The 26,497-nt window shown below is 71.1% G+C and carries 23 protein-coding genes; 19 read left to right on the forward strand and 4 right to left on the reverse strand.

Annotation, left to right across the window (positions count from 1 at the left end):
- Nucleotides 1–79 precede the first annotated feature (79 nt).
- A complete protein-coding gene (gene rsmD / locus AB0F15_RS33930; protein WP_360279470.1) occupies nucleotides 80–640 on the reverse strand; it encodes a 16S rRNA (guanine(966)-N(2))-methyltransferase RsmD in 561 nt (186 codons plus the stop codon).
- Nucleotides 641–763: 123 nt separating this feature from the next.
- Between rsmD and AB0F15_RS33935 the strand changes: the two genes are divergently transcribed.
- Nucleotides 764–2,878, forward strand: coding sequence for an ATP-binding domain-containing protein (locus AB0F15_RS33935; protein ID WP_360279473.1), 2,115 nt, complete (start codon nucleotides 764–766; stop codon nucleotides 2,876–2,878).
- Between the two features lie 294 nt (nucleotides 2,879–3,172).
- Here the strand turns inward: AB0F15_RS33935 and AB0F15_RS33940 are convergent, their stop codons facing one another.
- Nucleotides 3,173–6,952: a hypothetical protein gene (locus AB0F15_RS33940; protein WP_360279538.1), complete on the reverse strand. Its 3,780-nt coding sequence runs from the start codon at nucleotides 6,950–6,952 to the stop codon at nucleotides 3,173–3,175.
- A 261-nt stretch (nucleotides 6,953–7,213) separates the two neighbouring features.
- Here AB0F15_RS33940 and AB0F15_RS33945 point away from each other — a divergent pair, with 261 nt between their 5' ends.
- The 12 genes from AB0F15_RS33945 (at nucleotide 7,214) to AB0F15_RS34000 (ending at nucleotide 18,991) form a co-directional block, all read left to right on the forward strand.
- Entirely contained in the window at nucleotides 7,214–8,209 is a 996-nt protein-coding gene (locus AB0F15_RS33945) for an LLM class flavin-dependent oxidoreductase (RefSeq protein ID WP_360279475.1), read from the forward strand.
- A 526-nt stretch (nucleotides 8,210–8,735) separates the two neighbouring features.
- Nucleotides 8,736–9,530 carry an ABC transporter permease gene (locus tag AB0F15_RS33950; protein ID WP_360279478.1) on the forward strand — a complete coding sequence of 265 codons (795 nt, stop codon included), beginning with the start codon at nucleotides 8,736–8,738 and terminating at the stop codon, nucleotides 9,528–9,530.
- Between the two features lie 2 nt (nucleotides 9,531–9,532).
- Nucleotides 9,533–10,387, forward strand: a complete 855-nt coding sequence (locus AB0F15_RS33955) for an ABC transporter permease (protein ID WP_360279481.1) — start codon at nucleotides 9,533–9,535, stop codon at nucleotides 10,385–10,387.
- A complete protein-coding gene (locus AB0F15_RS33960; RefSeq protein ID WP_360279484.1) occupies nucleotides 10,384–11,658 on the forward strand; it encodes an MCE family protein in 1,275 nt (424 codons plus the stop codon). Before AB0F15_RS33955 ends, AB0F15_RS33960 begins: the two co-directional genes overlap by 4 nt.
- Nucleotides 11,655–12,659, forward strand: a complete 1,005-nt coding sequence (locus tag AB0F15_RS33965) for an MCE family protein (RefSeq protein ID WP_360279487.1) — start codon at nucleotides 11,655–11,657, stop codon at nucleotides 12,657–12,659. Before AB0F15_RS33960 ends, AB0F15_RS33965 begins: the two co-directional genes overlap by 4 nt.
- Nucleotides 12,656–13,648 carry an MCE family protein gene (locus AB0F15_RS33970; protein WP_360279490.1) on the forward strand — a complete coding sequence of 331 codons (993 nt, stop codon included), beginning with the start codon at nucleotides 12,656–12,658 and terminating at the stop codon, nucleotides 13,646–13,648. The genes AB0F15_RS33965 and AB0F15_RS33970 overlap by 4 nt, the downstream gene beginning before the upstream one ends.
- Nucleotides 13,645–14,679, forward strand: a complete 1,035-nt coding sequence (locus AB0F15_RS33975) for an MCE family protein (protein WP_360279492.1) — start codon at nucleotides 13,645–13,647, stop codon at nucleotides 14,677–14,679. Before AB0F15_RS33970 ends, AB0F15_RS33975 begins: the two co-directional genes overlap by 4 nt.
- Nucleotides 14,679–15,752 carry an MCE family protein gene (locus tag AB0F15_RS33980; RefSeq protein WP_360279495.1) on the forward strand — a complete coding sequence of 358 codons (1,074 nt, stop codon included), beginning with the start codon at nucleotides 14,679–14,681 and terminating at the stop codon, nucleotides 15,750–15,752. Before AB0F15_RS33975 ends, AB0F15_RS33980 begins: the two co-directional genes overlap by 1 nt.
- Entirely contained in the window at nucleotides 15,752–16,960 is a 1,209-nt protein-coding gene (locus AB0F15_RS33985; protein WP_360279497.1) for an MlaD family protein, read from the forward strand. Before AB0F15_RS33980 ends, AB0F15_RS33985 begins: the two co-directional genes overlap by 1 nt.
- Complete coding sequence (locus AB0F15_RS33990) at nucleotides 16,948–17,457, forward strand: hypothetical protein (protein WP_360279500.1); 510 nt, start codon at nucleotides 16,948–16,950, stop codon at nucleotides 17,455–17,457. The genes AB0F15_RS33985 and AB0F15_RS33990 overlap by 13 nt, the downstream gene beginning before the upstream one ends.
- Entirely contained in the window at nucleotides 17,454–18,269 is an 816-nt protein-coding gene (locus AB0F15_RS33995; RefSeq protein ID WP_360279502.1) for a hypothetical protein, read from the forward strand. Before AB0F15_RS33990 ends, AB0F15_RS33995 begins: the two co-directional genes overlap by 4 nt.
- Before the next feature lie 77 nt (nucleotides 18,270–18,346).
- Complete coding sequence (locus AB0F15_RS34000) at nucleotides 18,347–18,991, forward strand: hypothetical protein (protein ID WP_360279505.1); 645 nt, start codon at nucleotides 18,347–18,349, stop codon at nucleotides 18,989–18,991.
- A gap of 39 nt (nucleotides 18,992–19,030) precedes the next feature.
- On the opposite strand, the gene AB0F15_RS34005 is transcribed toward AB0F15_RS34000, so the two are convergent.
- Nucleotides 19,031–19,921, reverse strand: coding sequence for a hypothetical protein (locus tag AB0F15_RS34005; protein WP_360279508.1), 891 nt, complete (start codon nucleotides 19,919–19,921; stop codon nucleotides 19,031–19,033).
- 421 nt (nucleotides 19,922–20,342) lie between these two features.
- On the opposite strand from AB0F15_RS34005, the gene AB0F15_RS34010 reads away from it, so the two are divergent.
- The 4 genes from AB0F15_RS34010 to AB0F15_RS34025 all read left to right on the forward strand — a co-directional run bounded on the left by AB0F15_RS34010 (nucleotide 20,343) and on the right by AB0F15_RS34025 (nucleotide 23,689).
- Nucleotides 20,343–20,981, forward strand: a complete 639-nt coding sequence (locus AB0F15_RS34010; protein WP_360279511.1) for a DUF6801 domain-containing protein — start codon at nucleotides 20,343–20,345, stop codon at nucleotides 20,979–20,981.
- A gap of 85 nt (nucleotides 20,982–21,066) precedes the next feature.
- The gene (locus tag AB0F15_RS34015; RefSeq protein WP_360279514.1) at nucleotides 21,067–22,485 is read left to right on the forward strand and encodes a DUF6801 domain-containing protein; all 1,419 of its coding nucleotides are present in this window, start codon (nucleotides 21,067–21,069) and stop codon (nucleotides 22,483–22,485) included.
- Nucleotides 22,486–22,505: 20 nt separating this feature from the next.
- The gene (locus AB0F15_RS34020) at nucleotides 22,506–23,078 is read left to right on the forward strand and encodes a DUF6801 domain-containing protein (protein ID WP_360279517.1); all 573 of its coding nucleotides are present in this window, start codon (nucleotides 22,506–22,508) and stop codon (nucleotides 23,076–23,078) included.
- A gap of 20 nt (nucleotides 23,079–23,098) precedes the next feature.
- A complete protein-coding gene (locus AB0F15_RS34025) occupies nucleotides 23,099–23,689 on the forward strand; it encodes a DUF6801 domain-containing protein (protein ID WP_360279520.1) in 591 nt (196 codons plus the stop codon).
- 119 nt (nucleotides 23,690–23,808) lie between these two features.
- Here AB0F15_RS34025 and AB0F15_RS34030 read toward each other — a convergent pair whose 3' ends face one another.
- Nucleotides 23,809–25,089, reverse strand: coding sequence for a helix-turn-helix domain-containing protein (locus tag AB0F15_RS34030; protein WP_360279523.1), 1,281 nt, complete (start codon nucleotides 25,087–25,089; stop codon nucleotides 23,809–23,811).
- 307 nt (nucleotides 25,090–25,396) lie between these two features.
- Here AB0F15_RS34030 and AB0F15_RS34035 point away from each other — a divergent pair, with 307 nt between their 5' ends.
- Nucleotides 25,397–26,095 carry a hypothetical protein gene (locus AB0F15_RS34035; protein ID WP_360279526.1) on the forward strand — a complete coding sequence of 233 codons (699 nt, stop codon included), beginning with the start codon at nucleotides 25,397–25,399 and terminating at the stop codon, nucleotides 26,093–26,095.
- Entirely contained in the window at nucleotides 26,092–26,466 is a 375-nt protein-coding gene (locus tag AB0F15_RS34040) for a GntR family transcriptional regulator (protein ID WP_360279529.1), read from the forward strand. The genes AB0F15_RS34035 and AB0F15_RS34040 overlap by 4 nt, the downstream gene beginning before the upstream one ends.
- Nucleotides 26,467–26,497: the final 31 nt, after the last annotated feature.

Consider the following 26,497-nt stretch of genomic DNA (forward strand, 5'->3'; position numbering starts at 1 on the left):
GCCGCACCCGGTCTCCGCCGCGTGGCTCACACCACACGGTTCACGGCTCGTGATCACGGCTCGTGGTCACGGCTCATGGTCACGGCACAGCCGCGTACTCCGCCCAGAACACAGCCGTGTCGCCGTACTTCTTCGCGCGCGAAGGCTCGAAGCCCGCCGGCCAGTCCGGCTCGCCGTCACGGGCCGCGCGTTCGACGACCACGAGAGCACTCTCCCCCAGCCAGCCGCCCGCGGCCAGCGAGGCCAGCACCTTGCCGAGCGCCGCCGCGTCGACGGCGTACGGCGGGTCGGCCAGCACCAGGTCGTACGACCGGGGGGCGGGGGCCGCGACCACCGCCTCGACCGGCCCGGGGCGGACCGTGCCGCCCAGGCCCAGTGCCGCGACGTTGCCGCGCAGGACGTCCACGGCGCGCCGGTCGGACTCCACGAACACCGCGTCGGCCGCGCCGCGGGAGAGGGCTTCGAGGCCGAGCGCGCCCGACCCGGCGTAGAGGTCGAGGACGTGGGCGCCGTCCAGCTCGCCCGCCGTCTCGAGGGCGTTGAACAGGGCTTCCCGCACGCGCTCCGACGTCGGCCGGGTGCCCTTCGGCGGCACCTTCAGCCGCCGCCCGCCCGCCGTCCCGGCCACGATCCTGGTCACCCCCCGATTGTGGGGGGACGGCGCGCGGCGCGGATGACCGGGACACGGTGTCGCCGGCCGGGCCACCGCGTAGAGTCGTTCTTCGCCCTCGGAGGCGATCCCAAAGCTGTCAAGGAGCCATGCGTGTCCGAACCTCGGGTCAGACGGGCCGAGATCGCCATCGAACAAGCCCACGTCGATCGCGTGTACACCCGTCTGGACGAACTGAAGGCCCAGGCCGAGGCGATGCGCACGAAGGGCTACGAGATCGGCCGGGGAGCGCAGCGCGAGGCGATCTTCGAGCAGGCGTCGATGCTGTTCGAGCGGGACATGATGGTCCACCACGCCAACCAGACGCTGCAGACGCTCGACGCCGAGTACGAGGGGCTCGTCTTCGGCAGGCTCGACGACCGCGAGGGCGAACGCACCTACGTCGGCAGGCTCGGCATCCGCGACGCCGAGTTCGACAACCTCGTCACGGACTGGCGCGCACCGGCCGCGGCGGCGTTCTACCAGGCCACGGCCGAGGAGCCGATGGACGTCGTGCGGCGGCGCGTGATCCGCTGCTCGGGCCAGAACGTCCTCGACGTCGACGACGACGTCCTGATCGCCGACGCCGTGCCCGACGACATGCAGATCGTCGGCGAGGGCGCGCTGATGGCCGCGCTGGGGCGCTCGCGCGGCGAGAAGATGCGCGACATCGTCGCGACCATCCAGAAGGAACAGGACGACGTCATCCGGGCGCCGTGGCGCGGGATCACCGAGATCACCGGCGGCCCGGGCACCGGCAAGACGGCGGTCGCGCTGCACCGCGCCGCCTACCTGCTCTACCGCTACCGGCGGCAGCTCGGCGGCGCCGGGGTGCTGGTCATCGGGCCGTCCGGGGTGTTCACCAGCTACATCTCGCGCGTCCTCCCCTCGATGGGGGAGACGAACGTCGAACTGCGCGCCCTCGGCGAGGTCCTCGACGGCCTGGAGGCGACGCGGCAGGACGCGGCACCGCTGGCGGCGGTCAAGGGGTCGCTGCGGATGCGGAAGGTGCTGCTGCGGGCGTTGCGCGACACCCCGCCGGGCGCGCCGGAGGAGATGCGGATCGTCTACCGCGGCGAGGTGCTCAAGCTTTCGGCGCGCGACCTGGAGAAGGTCCGTCGCAAGGCCCACACGCAGGGCGCGCCGCCGAACCGGGCGCGGCTCCGGGCGGCGGAACTGCTGCTGGACGCGCTGGCGGCGCGGGCCGAGGAGCACGCGAAGGACGACGGCAAGCAACTCGACCGGGCGGAGCTGATCACCGACCTCGGCGAACGGATCGACTTCCACCGCTTCCTCGTCGTCTGGTGGCCGGCGCTGTACCCGGCGCAGATCCTCAAGTGGCTGGGCGACGAAAAGCGGCTGGCCGCGGCGGCGAAGGGCGTGCTGAACCGGCACGAGATCTCGATGCTGGCCGCGGACTTCGCCGACCGGTCGCGCGGCTGGTCGATCGCGGACGTCGCCCTGCTGGACGAGCTGCGGGTGCTGATCGGGCCGCCGCCGAAGCGCAAGCGGCGCCAGGTGATCGAGGTCGAGCCGGAGCGGTCCGGCGGGGCGCCGACGCGGCCGGAACACTACGACGAGTACTCCCACGTCGTCGTCGACGAGTCGCAGGACCTTTCGCCGATGCAGTGGCGGATGGTGGGGCGGCGCGGGAAGTACGCGAGCTGGACGGTGGTCGGGGACCCGGTGCAGAGCTCGTGGCCGGACCCGGCGGAGGCGGCCGCGGCGCGGGACCAGGCGTTCGGCCTCAAGACGGCGCGGCGCCGGTTCACGCTGCGCACGAACTACCGGAACTCGGCGGAGATCTTCGACCTGGCGGCGAAGGTGGTGGCCGGCCACGCGGAAGCGGACGAGCTGCCGGTGGCGGTGCGCCGCACCGGGGTCGAACCGGAGGTCCGCCCGGTGGAGGCGGCCGGCCTGGCCTCGGCGACGCAGGCGGCGGTGAAGGAACTGCTGGGCGCGGTGGAGGGCACGGTCGGCGTCATCACGTCGATGGAGCGGGTGCCGGAGGTCGCGGGCTGGCTGTCCGGTCAGGCGGACGAGCGGCTGAAGGTCGTCGGCAGCCTCGATTCGAAGGGCCTGGAGTACGACGCGGTGGTGCTGGTGGAGCCGGTCGACCTGATCAGCGAGTCGACGACGGGCCGCCGGGTGCTGTACGTGGCGCTGACGCGGGCGACGCAGCAGCTGATCGTGCTGGCCGCGGACCCGGACTGGCTCCCGGCGGCCTGATCCCGAGCGCCCCAATGTGGCCTTCGGTGCGTTGAACGCACCCAATGTGGCCTTCGGTGCGTTGAACGCAACCAAGGCCACATTGGGGCGCTCGGGCCGTGCTCGAGAAACGCTGAAGGGCCCCTTCGAGAGGCGGGAGGCGGGTTCCCGTGCCCTCGAAGGAGCCCTTCAGACCCCCGGTGAGTGAAACGCAGTGGGGACGTTTCCGTCCGAGGGCATGTCTAGCCGATCCGGGTTGTTCGGTGTCCGCGGTCACCCACCGAACAACAACGCCGGACAACCCCGGCGCGCTGATCAGGGGCAGGGCGGGCTGTAGCCGAGCCCGGGAAGGCTTTCGGTCCACTCGGCTTCCGTGATCCGGGGTGACACCGCCGCGCAGATCCGGTCGGCCGCCCGGTCGGGATCGGCCTCCCAGAACCGGATCGTGCCGTCCGGGCCGGCTCCGGCCAGTGTGTGGCCGTCCGGGGCGAACTGCGCGGCGTAGATGCGGTCGCGTTGCTCGGGCAGGACCGCGTACGGCGTCGCGGCGGCGACGTCCCACAGCCGGATCGTCCGGTCGTAGCTGCCGGACGCCAGCGTCCGGCCGTCGCCGCTGAAGGACACCGACATGACGATGTCCGTGTGGCCGTCCAGCACCACCGGCGGCGGCACGTGCCCCGGGTCCGCGACGTCCCAGAGGCGCACCGTGCGGTCGGCGCTCGCGGTGGCGAGGTGCCTGCCATCGGGGCTGTAGGCGATCGAGAAGACCGTGTCGGTGTGTCCGGTCAGGTTCGCGAGCGGCCGCGGGACCCGCGGCGACGAGACGTCCCACAGCCGGGCGGTGTGGTCCCAGCCGGCGGTGGCGAGCGTCCGGCCGTCCGGGCTGAAGGCGAGGGTGTGGACGTCGTCGTCGTGGCCCTCGAGCTTTGCGATCTCCACCGGCCGGGTGCGGTCGGCGAGGTCCCAGAGGCGGGCCGTGTGGCCGTCGCCCGCGGTGGCCAGCAGCCGGCCGTCCGGGCTGAAGACCACCGCGTCGACGTCGTCGTGGAGCCGGTTGAACACCACCGGCGGCCCGGGGTGGACCGGGTCGGTGATGTCCCGCAGCGTCATCGTGTGGTCCCAGCTGCCGGTGGCCAGGGTCCGGCCGTCCGGGCTGATCGCGACGCCGCAGACCGGGCTGCCGAATCCCCCGATCGTGGCGAGCGTCCGGCGGGCGCGCGGGTCGGTGAGGTCGTGCAGCCGCACGGTCTGGTCGTAGCCGCCGGTGGCCAGCAGCTTGCCCCCCGGACCGAAAGCCACGTGGCACGCCCGGGCCGTGTGCGCGGGGATGGCGGGGCCGGGCAGGTCCCAGAGCCGGGCGGACTGGTCGTCGCTGGCCGTGGCGAGGGTGCGGCCGTCGCGGGTGAACACCGCGGAGACGACCGCGCCGATGTGCCCGGGCAGGGATGGCAGCTCGCGCGGCTGCCGCAGATCGGCGACGTCCCACAGCCGGGCCGTGCGGTCGAAGCCGGTGGTGGCGAGCGTGCGCCCGTCGGCGGTGAACGCCACCGAGCGCACGACCGCCTGGTGCGCGGTGAGCGACGCCAGCTGAGCCGGGTGGGCCGGGTCGGTGACGTCCCACAGCCGCGCGGTCCCGTCCTGGCTCGCCGTGGCCAGGGTCGGCCCGCCGGGGCGGAACGCGACCGAGTGCACGACGTCGGTGTGCCCGGCCGCGATGCCGAGCTGACGCCGTGAAGCGACGTCCCAGACGCGCGCGGTCTTGTCGGCCGACGCGGAGGCGAGCAGCCGGCCGTCGGCGCTGAAGGCGATGTTGTTGACGTAGGAGGTGTGCCCGGTCAGCTCTCCCGCCTGCCGCGGGTGGGCCGGGTCGGTGGTGTCGTACAGCCGGATCGTGCCCTCGCCGTCGGCGGTCGCCAGCAGCGGCCCGGCCGGGCTGAACGCGACGGCGTAGGACTTGGCCGCGTGCTGTTCGATCGGCACGCCGGGACCCGGCCGCGCGGGATCGGAGACGTCCCAGACGCGGACGGTGCCGTCGAAGCCCGCGGTGGCGACGGTCCCGCCGCCGGCCGCGAAGGCGACGTTGTTGACGTTGCCGGTGTGCCCGGTGAGCACGCCCAGCGTTGCCGGGTGGTGCGGGTCGTGGATGTCCCACAGCCGCGCCGTGCCGTCCCAGCTGGCCGTGGCCAGGACCCGCCCGTCCGGACGGAGGGCGACGGAGTTGATCCGGCCGGTGTGCCCGGTGAGCCGCGTCGAGTACGGCGTCCCGAACATGCCGAGCAGGCCGCTGCGCTCGTCGGCCCCGGGATCCAGGCGGTAGGCGGCGAGCGCGAGCTGCGCGGCCAGCGCCGGGTTGGTGGCGCGCATGGCCAGCGCCTGGCCGGCGACCTTCTGGGCGAGCGCGCTGTTGCGCTGCTCGGTGGCCGTGGTCTCGGCGCGCACGGCGTAGACGGTGGCGGCCACGGCGACGACCAGCAGCACCGCGAGCAGGGCGACCAGCTGGCGTAGCCGCCGGGTACGGCGGCGGTCGCGGTCCTGTTCGGCGTGCTCGACGGCGAGGCTCGCGTCGAGGAACCGCCGTTCCCGCCGGGACAACGCCGAGTCCTCGCGCGCGGCCCACTCCCGGGCGATGGCCAGCCGGGTGCCGCGGTAGAGCCAGCCGGGGTCCTCGTCGACGGACTCCCAGGCGTCGGTCGCCTCGGTGAGCTGCCGGTGGACGCGCAGGCCTTCGCGGTCTTCGGTGAGCCACTCGCGCAGCCGCGGCCAGCCGCGGATGAGGGCTTCGTGGGCGATCTCGATGCCGGTGTCGTCGAGCGTGATCAGCCGGGCCGCGGCCAGCTCGCCGAGGACGACGGCGGTGTCGGTGTCGTCGGCGTCGTCGGCGTCGAGTTCGGCGCGGCCGATGCGCCGCTTGGTGTCTTCGGTGCCTTCGCCGAGCGCGGTCATCCGGAGGAAGATCTGCCGCGCCAGCCGCTGCTGAGGCGGGGACAGCTTCGCGAAGGTGCTTTCGGACGTCTGCGCGATGGCCCGCTCGATGCCGCCGGTCGACTCGTACCCGGCGAGGGTCAGGGTGGTGCCGCGGCGGCGGCGCCACGTCTCCAGCAGCGCGTGCGAAAGCAGCGGCAGCACGCCGGGCTGGCCGGTGGCGTCCGCGACGAGCTGGGAGACCAGGGCGTTCTCGACGCGGTACCCGGTGTCGACGGCGGGCCGCGAGATCGCCTGCCGGAGCTCCTCGGTCGTCATCGGGCCGACCAGGACCTGGGCGTCCTGCATGGCTTCGGCGAGCTCCGCGTGCCGCGCGCAGTGGGTGTAGAAGTCGGTGCGGATGCCGAGCACCACCCGGGTCCGGCTGCCCGGTTCGGTGGTCGCGGTGACGAGCGCGCCGAGGAACCGCGCCCGCTCCTGGTCGTCCTGGCAGAGGGTGAAGACCTCCTCGAACTGGTCGACGATCAGGACGAGGTCCTCGTCACCGCCGTCGGCCAGCTGACGGGCGGCGAGGCCGAGGTTGCGCGGGTGCGCGGCGAAGTCGTCGAGGAGGGCGCCGGGGGCGACGCCGAGCGCGGCGGCGAACTTGACCGCGCACTCCTGCAGCGGCCGGGGGCCCGGGGTGAGCAGCACGACCGGCCCCTTCACCGAAGGCAGCAACCCGGCCCGCAGCAGGGACGACTTCCCCGAGCCGGACGCGCCGAGGACGGCGAGAAAGCGTTGTCCACCCAGCCGTTCGACGAGTTTTCCGACCAGCCGTTCGCGGCCGAAGAATCGGCCCGCGTCGGCGGGGGTGAAAGCGGCCAGCCCGGCATAAGGAGGGATTTCGCCGGGTTCCGGCTCGAGCGGTGAATCGGCACCCTCCCGGCGCGAGTCTTCGGCGACGGCGTGCCAGCGTTCTTCCCATTCCCCCGGCGCCCCGCCACACGCCCGGACGTAGGCGAGCGTGACCGCCAAGCTGGGAAGTTTCCGGCCGCCGGCGGCTTCGGAGAGCGTCCCGGCCGAGTAGTGCGCGCGCCGCCCGAGCTCGCGGTAGGTCGGATTCCCGGCGCTCTCGCGCAACCGCCGGAGGTCGGCGGCGAATTCGGTCAGCGGATCGTCGCCGGGATCCAACGGTCGTTCCGGACGCGGCACCCGGTCCTCCTGTTTCTGTTTTTCCGGCTGGCCCACCGTAGCCAATCGCGCGCGATCAGGGGGCCGAATACGGCTGACGGCGAACGCCGACCGGCACGGCGTGAAGATCGTCACAGCCGCCTCCCCGGAGACCCGGCCGACGCGCTGCCCGGGCGTCCGGACGGGCGTGGTGACGTCCGGCGGCGGAGATCCGGCGGCCTCGCGGGAAGCAATGGCGGCACCGGGGCGTTGACCCCGGTTGTGAGCTCACTGCCTGACGTGCCGCTGTCCGTGCTCGACCTGTCCCCCGTGTCCGAGGGGAACACCGTCGGCGAGACGCTGCGCAACACCCTGGACCTCGCCCGTGCCGCGGAACGGCTGGGCTACCACCGCTACTGGCTCGCCGAGCACCACAACATGCCCGGCATCGCCAGCTCGGCCACCTCCGTGCTGATCGGGCACGTCGCCGATGCGACCGAGCGGATCCGCGTCGGGTCGGGCGGGGTCATGCTGCCCAACCACGCGCCGCTGGTCGTCGCCGAGCAGTTCGGCACCCTGGAGGCGTTCCACCCGGGCCGGATCGACCTCGGCATCGGCCGCGCGCCCGGCACCGACCAGCGCACCGCGCTCGCCCTGCGCGGCCCGGGCGGCCTGACCGCGGAGAACTTCCCGGAGCAGCTCCAGGAGCTGATCGGCTACTTCACCCATTCGGAGGCTCGCGGCGTCAACGCCGTGGTGGCCGAGGGGCACCAGCCGCCGGTCTGGCTGCTCGGCTCGAGCGGCTTCAGCGCCCAGCTCGCCGGGCGGCTCGGGCTGCCGTTCTCCTTCGCGCACCACTTCGCCGCCGACAACACCATCCCCGCCGTCCAGCTGTACCGGGAGAACTTCCGGCCGTCTTCGGTGCTCGAGAAGCCGCACGTGATGCTCGGGGTGTCCGTGGTCGCCGCCGAGACCGACGAGCGCGCCCGGTTCCTCGCCGGCCCCAGCGGGCTGACGTTCCTCAGCCTCCGCCGCGGCCGCCCGATCGCGCTGCCGACGCCGGAGGAGGCCGCGGAGTACCCGTACACCGAGATGGACCGGGCATTCCTCGCCGAGCGCTTCGGGTCCACCATCGTCGGCTCGCCGGAGACCGTCCACAAGGGACTCGAGCAGCTCCTCGCCGACACCGGCGCGGACGAACTGATGATCACCACGATGGTCCACGGCCACGCCGACCGCGTCCGCTCCTACGAACTGGTCGCCGCCCTCAAGTCCTGACCGCCGAACTCGCGTACCCAGCCGGACGACACGCGTACCTGGACGGACGACACGCGTACCTGGACGGACGACACGCGTACCTGGACGGACGTCACACGTACCTGGAGGGACGACACGCGTACCTGGACGGACGCCTGCCCGGCGCCGGCGTGTCGTCCGGCTGGGTACGCTTGACGTCCGGCTGGGTACGCGTGTCGTCCGTTCCGGTACGCGGGAATTGACACGTCGGTGCAGGTGGTGGCCGGTGACGTCACTTGGGACGGTAATTTCTTTCCCTCTGCTGACAACAAGATCCGGTGCGTTTGTCAGCACCGCACAAGAAATGTGTGGTTACCAGCCCGTGACCCCGTGATCCTGCTCAAGTTCTTGTCTACCAGCAAGGCCGTCGTTAGCGTACCGACCAGTAGGAAACGGCACGGCGTCCCCGAGACCGTGAATGGCCGGAATCTGTAACCCATTCGGACCATTTCCCCTTAGGCAACTCGGGCGTATTCGTCGTGCCGCCGAAACCGCTGGAGGCACACGAATGGCCGAACGGACGACGACGCCGTCGTTCCCCGGGGCCGGGGCTTTGCGGCAGACCGGACGGCTCTACGGGCTCGGGTTCGACGTAGTCCGGCTGACGTTCCGCCGCCCCTTCCAGGCGCGTGAGCTGATCCAGCAGTTCTGGTTCATCGCGAGCGTCTCGATCCTGCCGACGGCACTGGTGTCGATCCCGTTCGGCGCGGTGATCGCGCTGCACATCGGCTCGCTGACCACGCAGATCGGCGCGCAGTCGTTCACCGGCGCGGCGAGCGTGCTCGCGATCATCCAGCAGGCCAGCCCGATCGTCACGGCCCTGCTCATCGCCGGCGCGGGCGGCAGCGCGATGTGCGCGGACCTCGGCTCCCGCACCATCCGCGAAGAGATCGACGCCATGGAGGTCCTCGGCGTCTCACCGGTCCAGCGGCTGATCGTGCCGCGGGTGCTCGCCGCGATGGGCGTCGCGATCTTCCTCAACGGCATGGTCAGCGTCGTCGGCGTGCTCGGCGGCTACTTCTTCAACGTGGTCATGCAGCACGGCACCCCGGGCGCCTACCTGGCCAGCTTCTCCGCGCTGGCCCAGCTGCCCGACCTCTGGATCAGCGAGATCAAGGCACTCATCTTCGGCTTCGTCGCCGGAGTCGTCGCCTCCTACCGCGGGCTCAACCCCAAGGGCGGCCCGAAGGGCGTCGGCGACGCGGTCAACCAGTCGGTGGTCATCACGTTCCTGCTGCTGTTCGTGCTGAACCTCATCCTCACCACCGTCTACCTGCAACTCGTCCCGCCCAAGGGGAGCTGATCGTGACGACGACGGAAGTCCCCACCCGCGCCGGCCGCGTGCGCGAGGCCGTCGACCGCCGGTTCGGGTTCCTCGACACCCTCGGCGACCAGATCCTGTTCTTTCTCCGCGCCATCGCCTGGACACCGCGGGCCCTGCGCCGCTACCTGCGCGAGGTCGTCCGCCTGCTGGCCGAAGTCAGTTTCGGCAGCGGCGCGCTCGCCGTCATCGGCGGCACGATCGGCGTGATGATCGGGATGACCGTCGCCACCGGCACGGTCGTCGGCCTGCAGGGCTACTCGGCGCTGAACCAGGTGGGGACGTCGGCGTTCGCCGGGTTCGTCTCCGCCTACTTCAACACCCGTGAGATCGCGCCGCTGGTGAGCGGGCTCGCCTTGAGCGCCACGGTCGGCTGCGGGTTCACCGCGCAGCTCGGCGCGATGCGGATCTCCGAGGAGATCGACGCACTGGAGGTCATGGGCATCCCCAGCGTCCCGTACCTGGTGACGACGCGGGTGATCGCCGGCTTCCTCGCCGTCATCCCGCTCTACGCGATCGGGCTGCTGTCGAGCTACCTCGCCTCGCGGGAGGTCACCGTGTTGTTCTTCGGCCAGTCCGCGGGCACGTACGACCACTACTTCCTGCTGTTCCTGCCACCCGGCGACGTGCTCTGGTCGTTCGGGAAAGTCCTGGTGTTCAGCGTCGTGGTGGTCCTGGCGCACTGCTACTACGGCTTCCGCGCGAGCGGCGGACCGGCCGGCGTCGGCGTCGCGGTGGGCCGCGCGGTGCGCACCGCGATCGTCGCGATCAGCGTCCTCGACTTCTTCCTGTCCCTGGCGATCTGGGGCGCGACGACGACCGTGCAGGTGGCCGGATGAGACGCGATACCCGCCGGAAGGCCGGGGTTCGCACCGCGGGGGTGCTGTTCCTCGTGGTGATGGGCGTGCTGGTGACCCTTTCGATCAAGATCTACGACAAGGACTTCGTCAGCACGGTCCCGGTGACGCTCAAGGCGAGCCGCATCGGCAACCAGCTCTCCCCCGGCGGCCAGGTCAAGGCCCGCGGGGTGCTCGTCGGCGAGATCCGCGGCGTCCGGGCGACACCGCAGGGTGCCGAGATAGCGCTTGCTCTCGAACCGGGCAAGGTGGACATGCTCCCCCGCGACGTCTCCGCGCTGCTCGTGCCGAAGACGCTGTTCGGCGAACGCTACGTCCAGCTGTCCATCCCGGACGGCACACGGGCCCCGCACCTGGCCGCCGGCGACGTCATCGAGCAGGACCGGTCGGCGAACGCGGTCGAGCTGGAACGCGTCTTCGACAACCTGCTGCCGATCCTGAAAGCCGTTCAGCCGCAGAAGCTGGCGACGACGCTGACCGCGGTTTCGACGGCCCTTCAGGGACGCGGCGAGCAGCTCGGGAAGACGATCGACACGGCCGCGGCCTACCTGAAGGACTTCAACCCCGATGTCCCGCGGCTGACCTCGGACCTGCGTGACCTCGCCAAGGTTTCCCGCCTGTACGGCGACATCGCCCCCGATCTCCTGGACGCGCTCACCGCCTCCGCCGTCACGCTCGGCACGGTCAAGGAGAAGGAAGCCGACCTGGCCGGGGTGTACCAGCAGGTGACGTCGTCGTCCCAGGAGGTCGCCACCTTCCTGGCCAACAACCGGGACAACCTCATCTCCCTGGCCGCCGACAGCCGCGCGCCGCTGGAGATCGCGGCGAAGTACTCCCCCAGCTTCGCCTGCACCCTGGGCTCGCTCAACGCTTTGAAGGGAGCCATGGACAAGGTCCTCGGGGCGGGCACGAACGAACCGGGCGTGCACGCCGACGTCGCGGTGACCACCAACAGCGGCAAGTACGTGCCTGGCAAGGACGACCCGCGCTTCACCGCCGGCGGCGAGCCGCGCTGCTACCCCTCCGGCGTCGCCCCCACCACGGGCACCGCCGCGGTGGCACCCGGCACCACCGGGCACCCCCTGCTGACCGGCGGCCAGGGCGACCTCGGCGTCGCGAACTCGCCGCAGGAACAGCAGCTGCTGGCCACGCTGGTCGCCCCGACGATCGGCGTGCCGACGGCCCAGGTCCCGGACTGGAGCAGCGTGCTCGTCGGCCCGCTCTACCGCGGCACGGAGGTGAAGCTCAAGTGAGGAACATCGCCGCGCCACTGATCAAGAGCATCATCTTCATCGCCGTCACGGCACTGGCCACCGTCCTGCTGGCCATTTCCATCACCAACTCCGGCGTCGGATCGGGTGAGCCGTACTCGGCGAAGTTCCTGGACGCCACCTCGCTCAACGTCGGCGACGACGTGCGCATCTCCGGCGTCCGCGTCGGCCAGGTGGAGTCGCTGGAGATCAGCGACCACAACCGCGCGCTCGTGCGGTTCGCCCTCGACTCCGGACGGCGGCTCCCCGCCGACGTCCGCGCGGTCATCAAGTACCGCAACCTGGTCGGTCAGCGCTACATCGCCCTCGAACGCGGCGCCACCGGCACCCGGGACCAGCTGGCCGAGGGCGGGGAGATCCCGCTGGACCGCACGACGCCCGCCCTCGATCTCACGGACCTGTTCAACGGCTTCAAGCCGCTGTTCCAGGCGCTGTCGCCGAACGACGTCAACGAGCTCTCCGGCGAAATCGTCCAGGTGCTGCAGGGCGAGGGCGGGACCGTCGAGAGCCTGCTGCAGCACACGGGTTCGCTGACCACCACCCTCGCCGGGCGCGACAAGGTGATCGGCGAGGTGATCGGGAACCTCAACTCGGTGCTCAAGACCGTCAACGGCAAGGGTGACGCGCTGGCGAACCTCGTCTCGACGCTGCGGCAGCTGGTGTCCGGCCTGGCCGGCGACCGCGCCGCGATCGGCGACGCGATCAGCGGGATCGGCGCCCTCACGCAGTCCACCGCCGGGCTGTTCGAGCAGGCCCGCCCGCCGTTGAAGGACAGCATCGCCGGGCTGCAGGGCGTCGCGGGCAACCTGGCCCAGAACCAGTCCGATGTGGACAGTTTCCTGACCAACCTGCCGGTGAAGTTCAACGAGATCGGCCGCGTCGCTTCGTACGGCTCGTGGATGAACTTCTACCTGTGCCGCGCGGTCCTGGAAAGCTCACCGCCTCGCGGCGTTTCGACCACTACGCCGAGGTGTGAGTCGTGAAGTCCTTCAAGGAGCGCAACCCGATCGTCATGGGTGTGGTCGGCAGCGTCGCGCTGGCCGCCCTGCTGACCGTGACGTTCAACTACGACAACCTGCCGATCGTCGGCGGCGGCACCACCTACGAAGCCGAGTTCTCCGAAGCCGCCGGCCTGCAGCCGGAGGACGAGGTCCGGATCGCCGGCATCAAGGTCGGCGAGATCCGCGACGTCGCGCTGGCCGATGACCACGTCCTGGTCACCTTCCGGGTCAAGAACGCCTGGATCGGCGACCGCACGACCGTCGACATCAAGATCAAGACGTTGCTGGGCCGGAAGTTCCTCGCGCTGAACCCGACCGGCGACGGCGTGCAGAACCCGGACCAGCCGATCCCGCGCACCCGGACCGTCACGCCCTACGACGTCACCGACGCCTTCAACGGCCTGGCCGACACGGTCGGCGCCATCGACACGAAACAGCTCGCGGACAGCTTCACCACGCTGTCCGACACCTTCCGGAACTCCCCCGAGCACGTCCGCACCGCCCTCGACGGACTCAGCCGGCTGTCGAAGACGGTGTCCAGCCGGGACAGCCAGATCGCCGAGCTGCTGGCCAACTCGCGGAAGCTGACGACGACGCTGGCGAACTCGAACGACGACTTCGAGAAGCTGATCGACGACGGGAACCTGTTGCTGACCGAACTGAACCGCCGTCGCGACGCGATCCACGACCTGCTGACCGGGTCCGCCCGGCTGGCCGACCAGCTCCGCGGCCTGGTCGCCGACAACTCGGCTCAGCTCAAGCCCGCGCTCGAGTCGCTGAACCAGGTCACCGACCTGCTGAAACGGCAGAACGACAACCTCACCAGGGGCCTGCAGCTGGCCGGCCCGTACTTCCGGGTGGTCACCAACTCGACCGGCAACGGCCACTGGATCGACGCCTACCTTTGCGGGCTGCTGCCCGAGAACCACGACCCCTGCACCCCGCCGAAGAACCCGGGAGGCGCCAAGTGAGCGCGCTGACCACGACCCGCACCGGCGTCCTGGTGAGCCGGTTCGTCGCCGCCGCGCTCCTGCTCGCCCTCGTCGTCACGGTGGCGCTGTGGTGGGTGTTCTCCGGCTCCGGGCAGCACCACGTCACGGCGTTCTTCACCCGCGCGGTCGGCGTCTACCCCGGCTCCGACGTCCGCGTGCTCGGCGTCCGGATCGGCCAGGTCGACGCGGTCACCCCGCGCGGCGAGCAGGTGCAGGTCGACATGTCCGTCGACGGCTCGGTCGGGATCGCCGAGGACACGACGCTGCTGGTGATCGCGCCCAGCGTCGTCGCCGACCGCTACCTCCAGTTCGGCAAGCCGGCCCGCGGCGGCCCGCGGCTGCCCAACGGCGCGGTGATCCCGGTGCAGCGCACCGCCACCCCGGTGGAGCTCGACCAGCTCTACGCCAGCCTCGACACGCTGACGAAGGCACTCGGCCCGAACGGCGCCAACTCCCAGGGCGCGCTCTCCGACCTGCTCAAGACCGGGGCGCAGACCCTGCAGGGCAACGGCCGCGCGTTCAACGACAGCGTGCGCAACTTCGCGCAGCTGGCGCGCACGCTGGCCGGGAACTCGGGCGACCTGTTCGGCACCGTCGACCAGCTCCAGCAGTTCACGACCATGCTGGCCACCAACGACCAGCAGATCGGCAACGTGAACCAGCAGCTTTCGCAGATCTCGACCACGCTGGCCGCCAACAGCGGGGAGCTCGCGCAGGCCCTCGACGGTCTCGGCCGCGCGCTCGCCGACGTCCAGGCGTTCATCCGCGACAACCGAGGCGCGCTCAAGGCCAATGTGGACAACCTGGTGACGACCACGCGGACGCTCGTCGAGCAGCGCGAGTCGCTGGCCGGGACGCTCGACGCCGTGCCGCTGGCGGTGACGAACGTGCTCCAGTCCGTCGACCCGGCCACCGGGCGGCTGCTCGGCCGCGGGGACCTCGACTACTACCTCCGGCAGTCGCTGCCGTTGCCGGTCACCGGGGACGTCTACACGAACGGGGGGCAGTGATGAAGCGCGTGCTCACCCTGGTGGCCGTCGGGTGCCTGCTCGCAGGCTGCTCGGGCGAGTTCAAGGGCGTCTACGACCTGCCCCTGCCCGGTGGCGCCGACGTCGGCGACCACCCGTACTCGGTGACCGTGCAGTTCGCCGACGTGCTCGACCTCGTGCCGCAGGCCGCGGTGAAGGTCGGGGACGTCCCGGTCGGCCGGGTGCGGGAGGTCCGGCTGGGTGGGGACGGCTGGACGGCCGAAACGGTACTGGAGGTCAACGGCGACGTCGTGCTGCCGGCGAACGCCGTCGCGCGGCTGCGGCAGTCCAGCCTGCTCGGCGAGAAATTCGTCGAGCTGGCCCCGCCGGACGGCGAAGCGCAGAACGCCGGCAACGGGCGGCTCGCGAACGGCGCCACGATCGCACTGGCCCGCACCAACCGCAACCCCGAGTTCGAAGAGATCTTCGGCGCGCTTTCGCTGCTGCTCAACGGCGGCGGCATCGGCCAGCTGCAGACCATCAACCGCGAGCTGTCGAAGGTGATGGACGGCAACGAGGAGCAGATCCGCTCGTTCCTGTCCGGCGTGAACACCCTGATGACCGATCTGGACGCGCACCGCTCGGACATCACCGAAGCGCTCGACGGCCTGAACCGGCTCTCGGCGACCCTGGCGAACCGCCACGAGCAGGTCTCCGGCGCGCTCACCGACCTCACTCCCGGCCTGCAGGCGCTGTCCGACCAGCGCACTCAGCTCGTCACCATGCTGCAGGGGCTGGATCACCTTTCGACGGTCGCCACCGACGTCGTCGACCGCAGCCGCGACGACATGGTCGCCGACCTGCGCGCCCTGGCCCCGATCCTCGGCCAGCTCGCCAAGGCCGGCGACAACCTGCCGAAGTCGCTGCAGATGCTGCCGACCTTCCCGTTCCCCGACTCGGTGCTGCCGGCGGTGAAGGGCGACTACATCAACGCCTACGTGTCGATGATCCCGGCACCGGGCGTGCCGTTGCCCAAGCCCGGCGAAGGCGTCCCGCCGGGTCTGCCGCCGCTCCCGCTGCCGAGCAGCGCCGCCCGCGCCTCCGGAGGCAGCTGATGCTCGCGCGCAGAGTACGGATCCAGGTCGTCCTGTTCGTCGTGATCGCGCTGGCCACGACGGCGTTCGTCGGCGCGAACTACGCCGGGCTGGGCCGGCTGCTGGGCTCCGGCAGCTACACGGTGAAGCTGGAGCTCGCCGAAGGCGGCGGCCTGTTCACCAACGGCGAGGTGACCTACCGCGGTGTGGCTGTCGGCCGGGTCGGCGAGCTGCGGCTCACCGTCACCGGCACGGAGGCGGACCTGCTGATCGACGACGGCGCCCCGCCGATCCCGGCGAACTCCCGTGCCGTGGTGGCGAACCGGTCCGCGGTCGGCGAGCAGTACGTCGACCTGCAGCCGCGCACCGCCGACGCGCCCTACCTGGCCGGCGGCTCGGTCATCCAGCGCGAGTCGACCACGCTGCCGCTGCCGGTGAACAGCCTGCTGACCGACCTCGACTCGTTCACCGCTTCGGTGCCGACCCAGGACCTGCGCACGGTGGTGAACGAGCTCGACGACGCGTTGCGCGGCGCGGGCCCGGACCTGCAGACGCTGATGGACTCGGCGACGACGTTCACGCAGGAGGCGAGCAACCACCTGCCACAGACGTCGAAGCTGATCGGCGACGGCGCGACTGTGCTGCGCACGCAGGTCGACTCCGCGGCGGAGTGGCACTCGTTCAGCAGCAACGCCCGCGTCTTCGCCCAGCAGCTGGCGAAGTCGGACGGCGACCTCCGGCGGCTGATCACCTCCGCGCCACCAGCGGCGACGGAGCTGAGCAGCCTGCTGAAGGAGAACGACCCCGGCCTGCCGATCCTGCTGGCCAACCTGCTGACGACGTCCCGGGTGTTCGCCACCCGGACGGCCGCGGAGGAGCAGCTGCTGTCCGACGCGCCGCGCGCGGTGGCCGCCGTGGACTCGGCACTGGACCGCCAGAACAACCGCCTGCGGTTGGGGCTGGTGCTGAACTTCAACGACCCGCCGCCGTGCCTGCAGGGCTACGAGAAGACGCCACACCGGCCGAGCACGGACCTGACCCCGTTGCCGTTCAACACCGACGCGGCCTGCACGCTGCCGTACGGGAACGAAAGCTCGGTGCGCGGCACGCAGAACGGGCCCCACGCGCCGGTGCCTGCCCCGGCCCTGCCGGGCGGGCTCACCGGACCGCTCGGGATCGGCGAGCAGGCGACGTCGACGAGCCTCGAGGAGATGCTGTGGCTGCGGTGAAGCCGAAGCACGCGGCGGTGGTGCTCGCGGCGGCGGCCTTGGTGTTCGCGGGCTGGTCGGGCTACTCGTGGTACTCGGCGGCCAACGCTTCCGCGGTGACCTACGGCGTGGCTCGCGACGAGGCCCTGACCAGCGGACGCACGCTGGTGGCGGAGCTGAGCAGCCTGGACTACCACGACGTGGACGGCGGCTTGGGCCGCTGGCTGTCGGCGTCGACGGGTCCGCTGCACGACCAGCTGGCCCGCACCGACGAGACGACGAAGAAGACACTGGCGGCCAACGCGACGGTGGCGACGGGCCGCGTCCTGGACGCGGCACTGAGCGAACTGGACGAGCACGCGGGGACGGCGAAGATGCTGGCCTCGGTGGAGATCACGATGGCGAAGCAGGGAACGGCCCCGGCGGTCAAGCGCAACCGCTTCGCGGCGGCGCTGAGCAGGACCCCGGACGGGTGGAAGCTCAGCGCGCTGGACCAGCTACCGGTGGGTGCCCGATGAGCCGCGCGAGGACCGTGGCGCACGACGCTTCGGAGACCGCGGCCGCCGCCCGTCCCGCAGGGACCGGCGGCGAGGAAATCGCTCAGGCCGCCGACGCCGACCCCACCGCCGCGGCCGGCGCAAGGGAAATCCTCGCTCCCGCCGCCGGCGAACCGGCCGACGCCCCTGCGGGCGAGACCACGACCGCGACTGAGCCCGACCTGCCGGCCACCTCCGCCGAAGCGGGCGAGACCGCCGAGTCCGAAACCGAGACCGACGTCGAAACCGAGACGGATGCCCGGACCGGCGAACCTGCCCGTCCCCGGCCCGCTCGGCGCCGTCTCCCCGCGCTGCTCCTCGCCGCCGCCGTGCTGCTCACCGGCGCCGGCGTCTGGTTCACCCTCGAAGCCCGCGCCACCGCGGCGAACCCCGCTGCCGCCAATCTCGCGCTCACCGACGTCGGGGCGACCGCCGACGTCACCTCCGCCGTCACCGTCGCCATGAACCAGATCTTCTCCTATTCCTACGACCGGACCGACGTCACCGAAAAGGCCGCTGCGGCGGTACTGCGCGGGGCTGCCAAGGATTCCTACGACAAGCTCTTCGCCGAAGTGCGCCGCAAGGCACCGGAGCAGAAACTCGTCCTCACTTCCCGCGTTTCGGCGATCGCCGTGCAAGAACTCCGGAATGGTCACGCGCGGTTACTCGTCTTTCTCGACCAATCAGCCGTCCGAGCCGACAACAATGCGACCGACAGTGCCGCCGCGCAGCTTTCGGTGACCGCGGAGCACACCGACGGCCACTGGGTCGTCACCGCACTCGAACCACGCTGAACCGTCTCGCACAAACCGACACTCACCGTTTCCGGGAGCACCCGGAAACGGACGGGAAACGCAAAAGGAGGACAACCATGTCCGTGGCAACGCAGCTGAAGAGACTGGCCGTGCTCACGTCGGCGGCGGCCGTCGTACTCGGCGGGGTCGCTGTGACGCCGGCTTCGGCCGACGTCATCGAAATCCCCGTGTCCTACAGCGTGGCCGGCACCACCACGGTGAAGAAGACCGGCAGCACCATGAAGCTCGGCCCCGGCACGCTCAAGGGCAACCTGATCATCGACGACCAGACGGGCTCCGTCGGCCTCAGCGCCGACCTGTCGCTGCCGCCGTCGCAGGCCGACATCTCCCTGGTCTCCGGCCTGTTCCGGGTCAAGGCGACGGTGAAGGTCGTCCCGCTCGGGCCGGCCACCGGCACCATCGCCGACGGCACCCTGACCACGCACGCCAAGGCGAACATGGAGATCTCCAACATCTGGGTCGGGCTGCTGGCGCCGGTGATCCCGCTGCCGACCGTGCCCGGCGCCTGCCGGACGAAGACCCCGGTCGAGCTGAACCTGGTCGCGCCGAACATCGACATCACCTCGCCGACCATCACCATCGGCGCCACGTACACGATTCCGGAGTTCAGCAACTGCTTCATCGCCGACCTCGCGCTCGGCGCCCTGGTTTCCGGGCCGGGCAACACCATTTCGCTCGATCTGACCGCTCCCCAGAGCTGACCCACCGGGTGGCGGGCGCACCGCCCGCCACCCGTTCGCTCAGCAGGGCGCGTTGACGTTTTCCTTCAGCACGAAGCTGTCGTTGTCCCCGGCGGAGACGGCGAACACCGGCCCGCACGTCACCGGCTCCGACTCGGTGACGAAGTCCGAGCCCCAGACGATGATGTCGCCGTTGGTCTTGAAGGCCAGGTTGTGGTTGTACCCGGCGTCGATGCCGGCGACGTCGGACAGCGCCGCCTCCGGGACGGCGATCTGCTGGTAGTTGTTCTGGCCCCACGCGTAAACGCGGCCCCCCTTGAGCGCCAGGCTGTGGTTGAACCCGGCGGAGATCGCCGTGACCCCCGAGGACAGTCCGGCCGGGACAGTCGCCTGGCCGTAGGCGTTGCCGCCCCAGGCCAGCACCCCGCCGTTCTTGAGGACGAGGTTGTGGTCGCCCCCGGCGGAAATCGCGGTCACACCGGACTGCGCGGCCGCGGGCACGTCGGTCCGCGTTCCCCAGCTCACCACCTGCCCGCCCTGCTTCAGGGCCAGGCTGTGCATGTTGGTCGTCGAGATGGCGATGACGCCGCTGCTCACCGAGGCCGGCAGGGTGGTCTGGCCGTACCAGTTGTTGCCCCAGGCAATGACCTTGCCGTTCTTGAGGGCGAGCTCGTGGCCCCAGCCGGAGGAGATCTGGCTGACCCCGGACTTCGCGTCGGCGGGTACCACGTTGGCACCCCAGTTGTTCGCGCCCCAAGCGAAGACCGCGCCGCTCTGCAGGGCCAGCACGGTCGTGCTGCCCGCCGACATGGCGGAGACCCCGGCCAGCACGTCCGGCGGCGGAACCGTGATGCCGTAGTCCTGCTTCCCCCAGGCGATCACACCACCGACGGTGGCCGCGGACGCCGGCGATGCGCACAAAGACACGGCCAGCGCCGCCGCCACCGTCAATACGGCTCCCCTGAGCGATACCCGTTCACAACGTGAAGTAACCGGCACGGTAGCCTCCTTTCTCTCGATTCGTTATCCGCGATTGCTCCGGCAAGATCGTGAATGGTAGACCGTAACAGGCACCCTTCGGCGACGCGGTGGTTCTTTGTCAAAATCCGACAGAAGATCCGCCGGACCTGCGTGCAACCGGACAAGAAACCCGGACCTCTGCGGCAGGGTGGGCTGACCGTGCGCCGAAGTCTTGTTCCATACTGAACTGACGAGTAGCCTTGATTACGGCAGATGGACCTCCACCTCGCACGTCGATGAATCGCGTTCCGCCGCCCGGGGCAATGGGGTCGGTGAACGCGATTGGGGGATCAACGACGGCGGGCAATCGATCAGCCAAAGCCGAGACTGTACTGAATCAAAGGAGATGGGTATGTCCCGACTCAGCAGGCTGTCCGCCGGAATCGCGACCACCGCTACCGCCGTCGGCGCCATCGCGGTATTGACCGCCGGCACCGCGGCCGCCGCTACGGTCACCTACACCGCCGGCGGCACCACGCCCCTGACCTACACCTGCTCGTTCCCGGGCATCACGCCGCAGCCGGTCCTCGTCAGCTCCCACCTCGACGCGGAAGACACCGTCGCGGCCGGCGGCACCCTCACCCCCGCCAACGTGGGCGGCTCGGCAACGATCAGCGCCGGCGTCCACGCGCTGCTCACCGCGGTCGGCTACGACGGCATCCGGGGCACGGCGACGGTGCCGGTGACGGCGGCGTCGGGCACGTTGTCGCAGCCGGCGGCCACCGGGCTCGACATCCCGCAGACCATCTACCCAGCAGGCGGCACGATCACGGTGAACATCTCGCAGGTCGCGACGTCCACCGTGCCGACCTACACCGCGCCGGCCACGGCGGGCACCGACACGCTGTCGATGGGCAGCCCGGTCACAGCAAGCCTCGAGTTCCACAAGAAGGCGACCAACACCTGGACGCCGTGGGCGATGAGCTGCACCCTGAAGGTCACCAACCCGGTGCAGAACACCGCGTTCAGCCCGAGCATCACCGTCTCCTGACCGGGTTCCCGGTGCGGGTCCCTCGCGAGAGGGGCCCGCACCGGGTCTTCCGCCTTCCGCACCACCGAACACACCAGGGAAACCGATGCCACGTCGAGTCCGGCCCCGCTCCGTCACGGTGACCGCGCTGGCGGCCGCCGGCCTGCTGTCCGCGGCGAACGGCGCGCTGACGGGGGTCGGTTCGGCCGCTCCCGGCCCCGCGGTCCCGCCGGACACCCAGGCGAGCGCATCGGTCTCGGTGCACTGCCCGTTCGCCGACCCGCTCGGCCCGCGCGCGCTCACCGTCGAATCGACGGCGACGCTGCCCGCGCAGGCGAAGACCGGCACGTCGGCGACGATCGGCGCCTACTCCGCCAAGCTGAGCATCCCCCGCGACGTCGCGCTCTCGTTCCTGCCCGCCGGCGCCACCACCGGTTCGCTGCGCGGAGCGGTGCAGCTCGACCTCGCCGTCCACCAGGACGACCGCTCGGACCGCGTCCCGGTCCCCCTCGTCGTGGCCCCGACCCCCCTGCCGGAAACCGGCGACGTCGTCCTGACCGCGACGGGCACCGTGCCGGAGATAGCGATCAACACGATCGGCGCCGTCTCGTTCGACGTCACCGAACCGACCCTCACGCTCGAAGCCGTCCCGGCTCCCGACGCGCCCCCGGCGACCACTGCGCCGCCGAAGGTCGCGTGCACCCTCGACGAAGGCCAGAAGACGACGCTGGGCAAGGTTCTCGTGCTCCCGAAGGTGACACCGGGCACCAAGCAGAAGCAGTCGGCTGCGCTCGGCGACGTGACGACCATGGACGAAGAGCCGCCCCCCAACGTGTACACCCAGCCGCTCGGCCTGGTCAGCATTCTCACGAGGTCGACGGTCAAGAAGCTGGGCGCGACGGTCGTCTCCGACCCGTCCATCCTGGTCAACGGGTTCATCAACGTGAACATCGACACCGGTGACTCGTGGGTCACCGGCTCGACCGCCTTCAGCCCGGTCACCGCGGCGTTCCTCGGCTTCGGGTTCGTGCCGGTGAGCGCGACGGTCGAGTTCCTGCCGGTCGAGTACGAGACCCAGCGGATGATCGACTTCACCGGCAACCTGTACACCGACCCGGTCACCGAGCTTCCTTCCCTGCACGCGGATCTGCGGGTGATGGCCCGGATGAGCCACGCCGAGATCAACGGCGTCCCGCTCGACCTGGGTGCCGACTGCATGACGAAGGAGCCGGTCCACCTGGTCCTGGACGGCCCGTACGAAGCGTTCGGCGACGGTCACGTCAGCACCGAGCCGAACGGCGGTTTCACGCTGCCGGGCTTCAAGGGCTGCGGCACCGGCGGACAGGATCTGAACCCGCTGCTCGACGGCATGAGCTCCGGCCCGGGCAACCAGGCCTACGCCGACACCTACAACCTGTTCGGCTGCACGGAACCCGACCCCAAGGACTGCCCGACCAACTCCCAGCCACCTGCGCCGGGCTCGCAGAGCGCGGCCGCGAAGAAGGCGGCCGCGAAACCGAGGTAAAACCGTATCGAGGGGGAACGATGAAGATCGCACCAGCTGTCGCGGCGGCACTGCTCGTCACGGGCATGGCGACGGGAACGGCACAGGCGGCGACGGCCTTCCAGTCCGGCCCTGTCGGCTACACCTGCCCGTTCCCCGACGGTTCGCAGCAGACGGCGACCTTGGTGGCCGGGTTCACCGGTCCGGACACCGTCGCTCCCGGGGCGGGCTTCGGGCTCTCGGACGTTTCGGGAAACGTGACGCTCTCCCCTGCCGCGTCGGCCTGGCTCACCGGCCGGGGGGCCGACGGCTTCAGCGGCGGGCGGGTCGCGGTCTTCACCGAGGCGGTGAACGCACCCCGGTCGTCCAGCAACCCGCCCGCCGCGACGATCAAGCCGGCGACCTGGGGTTCCGGCCCGGTCGTGGTCGAGTTCGCCGGCGGGCGCGCGTCGCACACCGCCGGCGCCACCGGAACGATCACCTTCACCGCGGGTCAGCTCATCCTGCTGATGTCGCTCCACCGGCCGGACGGCCAACCCTCGTTCGCGACGGCGATCTGCCATCCGCAGGACGGCCAGGACACCGCGTTCACCCCGTCCCTGCCGATCAGTTGACGCCGGACCGAGGGGGAACGATGAGGATCGGAACAGCTGTCGCGGCGGCTCTGCTCGTCACGGGCGCGGCGGCGGGAACGGCGAACGCGGCAACGGCGACGCCGCAGACCGGCGCGTTGACCTACACCTGCACGTACCCCGGCATCCCACCGCAGGGGTCGGCCTTCACCGGCTCGTTCGAGGCCGCCGACCAGGTTCCGCCGGGCGGCACCTTCACCCTCACCGGCGCGTACCTGAGCCACGTGATGTCGCCGGCGGTCCGCTCGCTCTTCACGGCCGCCGGCTACGACCGGGTCCAAGGTTCGTTCGGTGCTTCGATCACCGCGACGAACGCGGCCCCGGACACCGCGTTCATCTCGGGCAGCTTCCCGGAGCAGCCGATCGCCGCCACCGGCTCGCTGACCTTCACCGAGATCGGCGACCAGAACCTGACGTTCACCGCCGGCGCGGCGGGTCCGATCAGGTTCACGCTGGGTCCGCAGGTCTACGAAAGCCTGCAGTTCCACCGGAGAACGACCGGGACCTGGGTGGCCTGGTCGTCGTCCTGCACGCTGAAGATCACCAGCCCGGCCCAGAACACGGCCTTCCAGCCGGACATCGCGATCTCCTGAACCACAGGTCGAACAGCTCCGATTCGCTGACGAACCGTCCTACGCGGACATTGAACTCGTTGCCGAGGCTGCTCCCAGCCCGGCGGCCAGGCCCCCATCGCTCGTCCCGGTCCGCACGCTCAGCTGGACGTCCACTGTGGATGGGAGCCGCCCGCTCGCGGTGCCGGGAGCAGTTCGCTGACCGGGTGCCGCAGCGGCAGCGGCGCCGCCCCCGCGCGCAGCGCCAGCTCCATCTCGAAGCGGGCCGCCGGGTCGCGGAGCTTGTCGCCGAACGTCGCCTGCAGCTGGCGCATGCGGTAGCGGACCGTCTGCGGGTGGACGCCGAGGCACTCCGCGATCTCCACCACGTTGCCCTGGCTGTCCAGCCAGGCCCGCAGCGTCTCCAGCAGCCGCTCCTGCTGCTTGCCCGTCATGTCCGCCAGCGGGGCGAACAAGCGCTGCCGCAGGGTGCCGACCAGGCCGGTGTCGGAGTTGACCAGCAGCGTCGCCAGGTGCTCCTCCGCGCGCAGCACCGGGCGCGGCGCCAGCACGCCGCGCTCGGCCAGCTGCAGCGCGTTCCGGGCCCAGCGCAGGGAATCCGCGACCGACGCCATCGGGACGCACGGGCCGATCGACAGGCGGCAGTCCGGCAGGGCCACCTGCAGCGCCGCCAGCCGGGGACCGCTCAGCTCACCGGGGACGACCAGTTTGGGGTCGGGCGTGTCGAGCTCGGCGAGGACGTCCGCGTCCAGGCCGGCGTGCCGGCGGGCCGGGGCGACGCCGCCGGCCGGGCAGACCGCCACCGGCGTCGCGTCCACCGGCACCGGCCAGCCGATCAGCTGCGCCAGCTCGGCGATCGCCTTGGGCGACGCGGGTGGCGTCTCCAGGATCAGGTGCAGCAGCTTGCGGCGCCAGGTGTCCAGCGCTCCCGCCGTGCGCGCCTTCGCTTCCAGGTAGCCGTCGAGCGCCACGGAGGCCAGCTCGTCCATGAACGCCAGCATCGCGTCGGCCAGCTGGGACATCACCGCCGACGAAAGGCCGCTGCGCCGCCCGACGCGCATGATCCGCCGCCACGACACCCGCGCACCGACCCGGTAAGCCGACTGCAGCGTGTCGAGGCTGCGGCCCTCGCGCATTTCGTTCTGTCCCAGCCGGTGGTGCACCTCGTGCGACTGTTCCTTCGACACCGTCGGATCGGCGATCTGCGCGACGAACAGCGTGATCGCGTATTCGACGCCGGCCCGGATCGACTTGCCGTAGGGCCCGTCGAGCGGGCGGGCGTAGGCCGGGATGGTCGCCCGGATCTCATCGACGATTTCGGCCGCCAGGCTGGCCAGCTCCGGCCGCAGGATGTCGGCCAGCTTGCGCGGTAGGGCGGCGGGCGGTGGCGCAGCGTGATCGAATCCGCGCTCCACCGACATCGCAGCTCCTTCGCTCCGCCCCGGACTCCGGTCGCGAGCACCCCGCGGCCGGACACCCCGCGCCTGTTGCGGGGTGACAACGGGCACATCGAAAAACTAACGCCAAACGTGTCACACCCGTGGAGGAAAACCGATTTCTTGTCATCCCGGTGACAATTTTACGGGGAGAGGCTGCGATCAGCTGACAAGTGTCCCGCCGAGTGCATCGAGCGGTGCGTACGAACGGGCGAACGGACAACGAGCGGGCCGTGCTGCGGTTACGCCGGCGTCTTGTATCGTGTGCTTGACACAAGAGGGAGGAGCGGCGATGCTGCAGCTCGACAACCTGTTCTGGGTCGCGGTCATCATGGGCCTGTTCGGCCTGGCGATCCTGATCGTGCTCTGGCCGGGCGAGAAGCACGGAAAGCGCTTGCTCAGCCGCTGGGGCGTGCCGGACCCGGACGCCGGAGAGGTGGCGCTCGCCGTCCGGTACCTCAAGCGGCGCCGGCTCTGGTACCCGTGGCTCTTCCTCGCGATCCCGCCGCTGCTCGACGACACGACGACGGGCTCGGTGCTCGCCACCCTGCTGCTGGGTGGCCTGATCGCCGAACTGCTGGCGCAGCGCCCGGCTCGCGGCCCGCGCCGGGAAGCCGTGCTGGCGCCACGGACGCTGCGGGGGATCGTCCCGGTGTGGGTGCTGGTGGTGGGTGGGCTGGCGGCCGCGGGGTCGCTGGTGCACCTGGGGCTGACGGCGCAGTGGAAGCTGCTGGCGGTGGCCGCGGGCACGGTGGTGGTGAGTGCGGCGATCACGCTGCTGGCGGTGCGCCGCCCGGCGGTCGGCGACCCGCGCGCCGACCTGGCGCTGCGCTGCCGCAGCGCGCGGGTGGCGATCGGGCTGGGCATCGGCGCCTGCACGGCGATCGGCTGGCCCGCGGGGAACTTCAGCTCGTTCCTGGCGGTCGTGGCCGGCTTGGCCGCGTTCCTGGCGGTGACGGCTCCGGTGAAACGGCTGCCGGCGGCCGCGTGAAGATCGTCGTCGACACGGAGAACGGCCTCGCGCCGTGGCGGCAGGTGCACGACCAGGTGATCCGGGCGGTCACGACGGGCGCGTTGCCCGAGGGGACCCGGCTGCCGCCGATCCGCCAGCTGGCGCGGGACCTGGGCCTGGCGTCGGGAACGGTGGCGCGGGCGTACCGCGAGCTGGAGGCGGCGGGCTGGGTGGCGACGGCCCGCGCGCGTGGCACGGTGGTGACGGTGCCTTCCGGTCGCCCGGACCGCGCGGCCCTGCTGGCGTCCGCGGCCGCGGAGTTCACGGCCCAGGCCCGCGACCTCGGCGCGGAGCTGGACGACGTTCTCGCGGCGGTCCGCACCGCCTACCGGGCTCACGAAAGTTCGTGATGGCCACCTTGAGGAACTTGAAGTTCCTCAA

It is taken from the genome of Amycolatopsis sp. NPDC026612, from assembly GCF_040638285.1.
Classification (GTDB): Bacteria; Actinomycetota; Actinomycetes; order Mycobacteriales; family Pseudonocardiaceae; genus Amycolatopsis.

What these genes read in the sequence shown, in the direction of transcription:
- AB0F15_RS33950 (WP_360279478.1), top strand. Translation starts at nt 8,736, where the DNA reads ATGGCCGAACGGACGACGACGCCGTCGTTCCCCGGGGCCGGGGCTTTG.
- AB0F15_RS33960 (WP_360279484.1), top strand. Translation starts at nt 10,384, where the DNA reads ATGAGACGCGATACCCGCCGGAAGGCCGGGGTTCGCACCGCGGGGGTG.
- AB0F15_RS33980 (WP_360279495.1), top strand. Translation starts at nt 14,679, where the DNA reads ATGAAGCGCGTGCTCACCCTGGTGGCCGTCGGGTGCCTGCTCGCAGGC.
- AB0F15_RS33985 (WP_360279497.1), top strand. Translation starts at nt 15,752, where the DNA reads ATGCTCGCGCGCAGAGTACGGATCCAGGTCGTCCTGTTCGTCGTGATC.
- AB0F15_RS33995 (WP_360279502.1), top strand. Translation starts at nt 17,454, where the DNA reads ATGAGCCGCGCGAGGACCGTGGCGCACGACGCTTCGGAGACCGCGGCC.
- AB0F15_RS34000 (WP_360279505.1), top strand. Translation starts at nt 18,347, where the DNA reads ATGTCCGTGGCAACGCAGCTGAAGAGACTGGCCGTGCTCACGTCGGCG.
- AB0F15_RS34010 (WP_360279511.1), top strand. Translation starts at nt 20,343, where the DNA reads ATGTCCCGACTCAGCAGGCTGTCCGCCGGAATCGCGACCACCGCTACC.
- AB0F15_RS34015 (WP_360279514.1), top strand. Translation starts at nt 21,067, where the DNA reads ATGCCACGTCGAGTCCGGCCCCGCTCCGTCACGGTGACCGCGCTGGCG.
- AB0F15_RS34020 (WP_360279517.1), top strand. Translation starts at nt 22,506, where the DNA reads ATGAAGATCGCACCAGCTGTCGCGGCGGCACTGCTCGTCACGGGCATG.
- AB0F15_RS34025 (WP_360279520.1), top strand. Translation starts at nt 23,099, where the DNA reads ATGAGGATCGGAACAGCTGTCGCGGCGGCTCTGCTCGTCACGGGCGCG.
- AB0F15_RS34030 (WP_360279523.1), bottom strand. Translation starts at nt 25,089, where the DNA reads ATGTCGGTGGAGCGCGGATTCGATCACGCTGCGCCACCGCCCGCCGCC.
- AB0F15_RS34035 (WP_360279526.1), top strand. Translation starts at nt 25,397, where the DNA reads ATGCTGCAGCTCGACAACCTGTTCTGGGTCGCGGTCATCATGGGCCTG.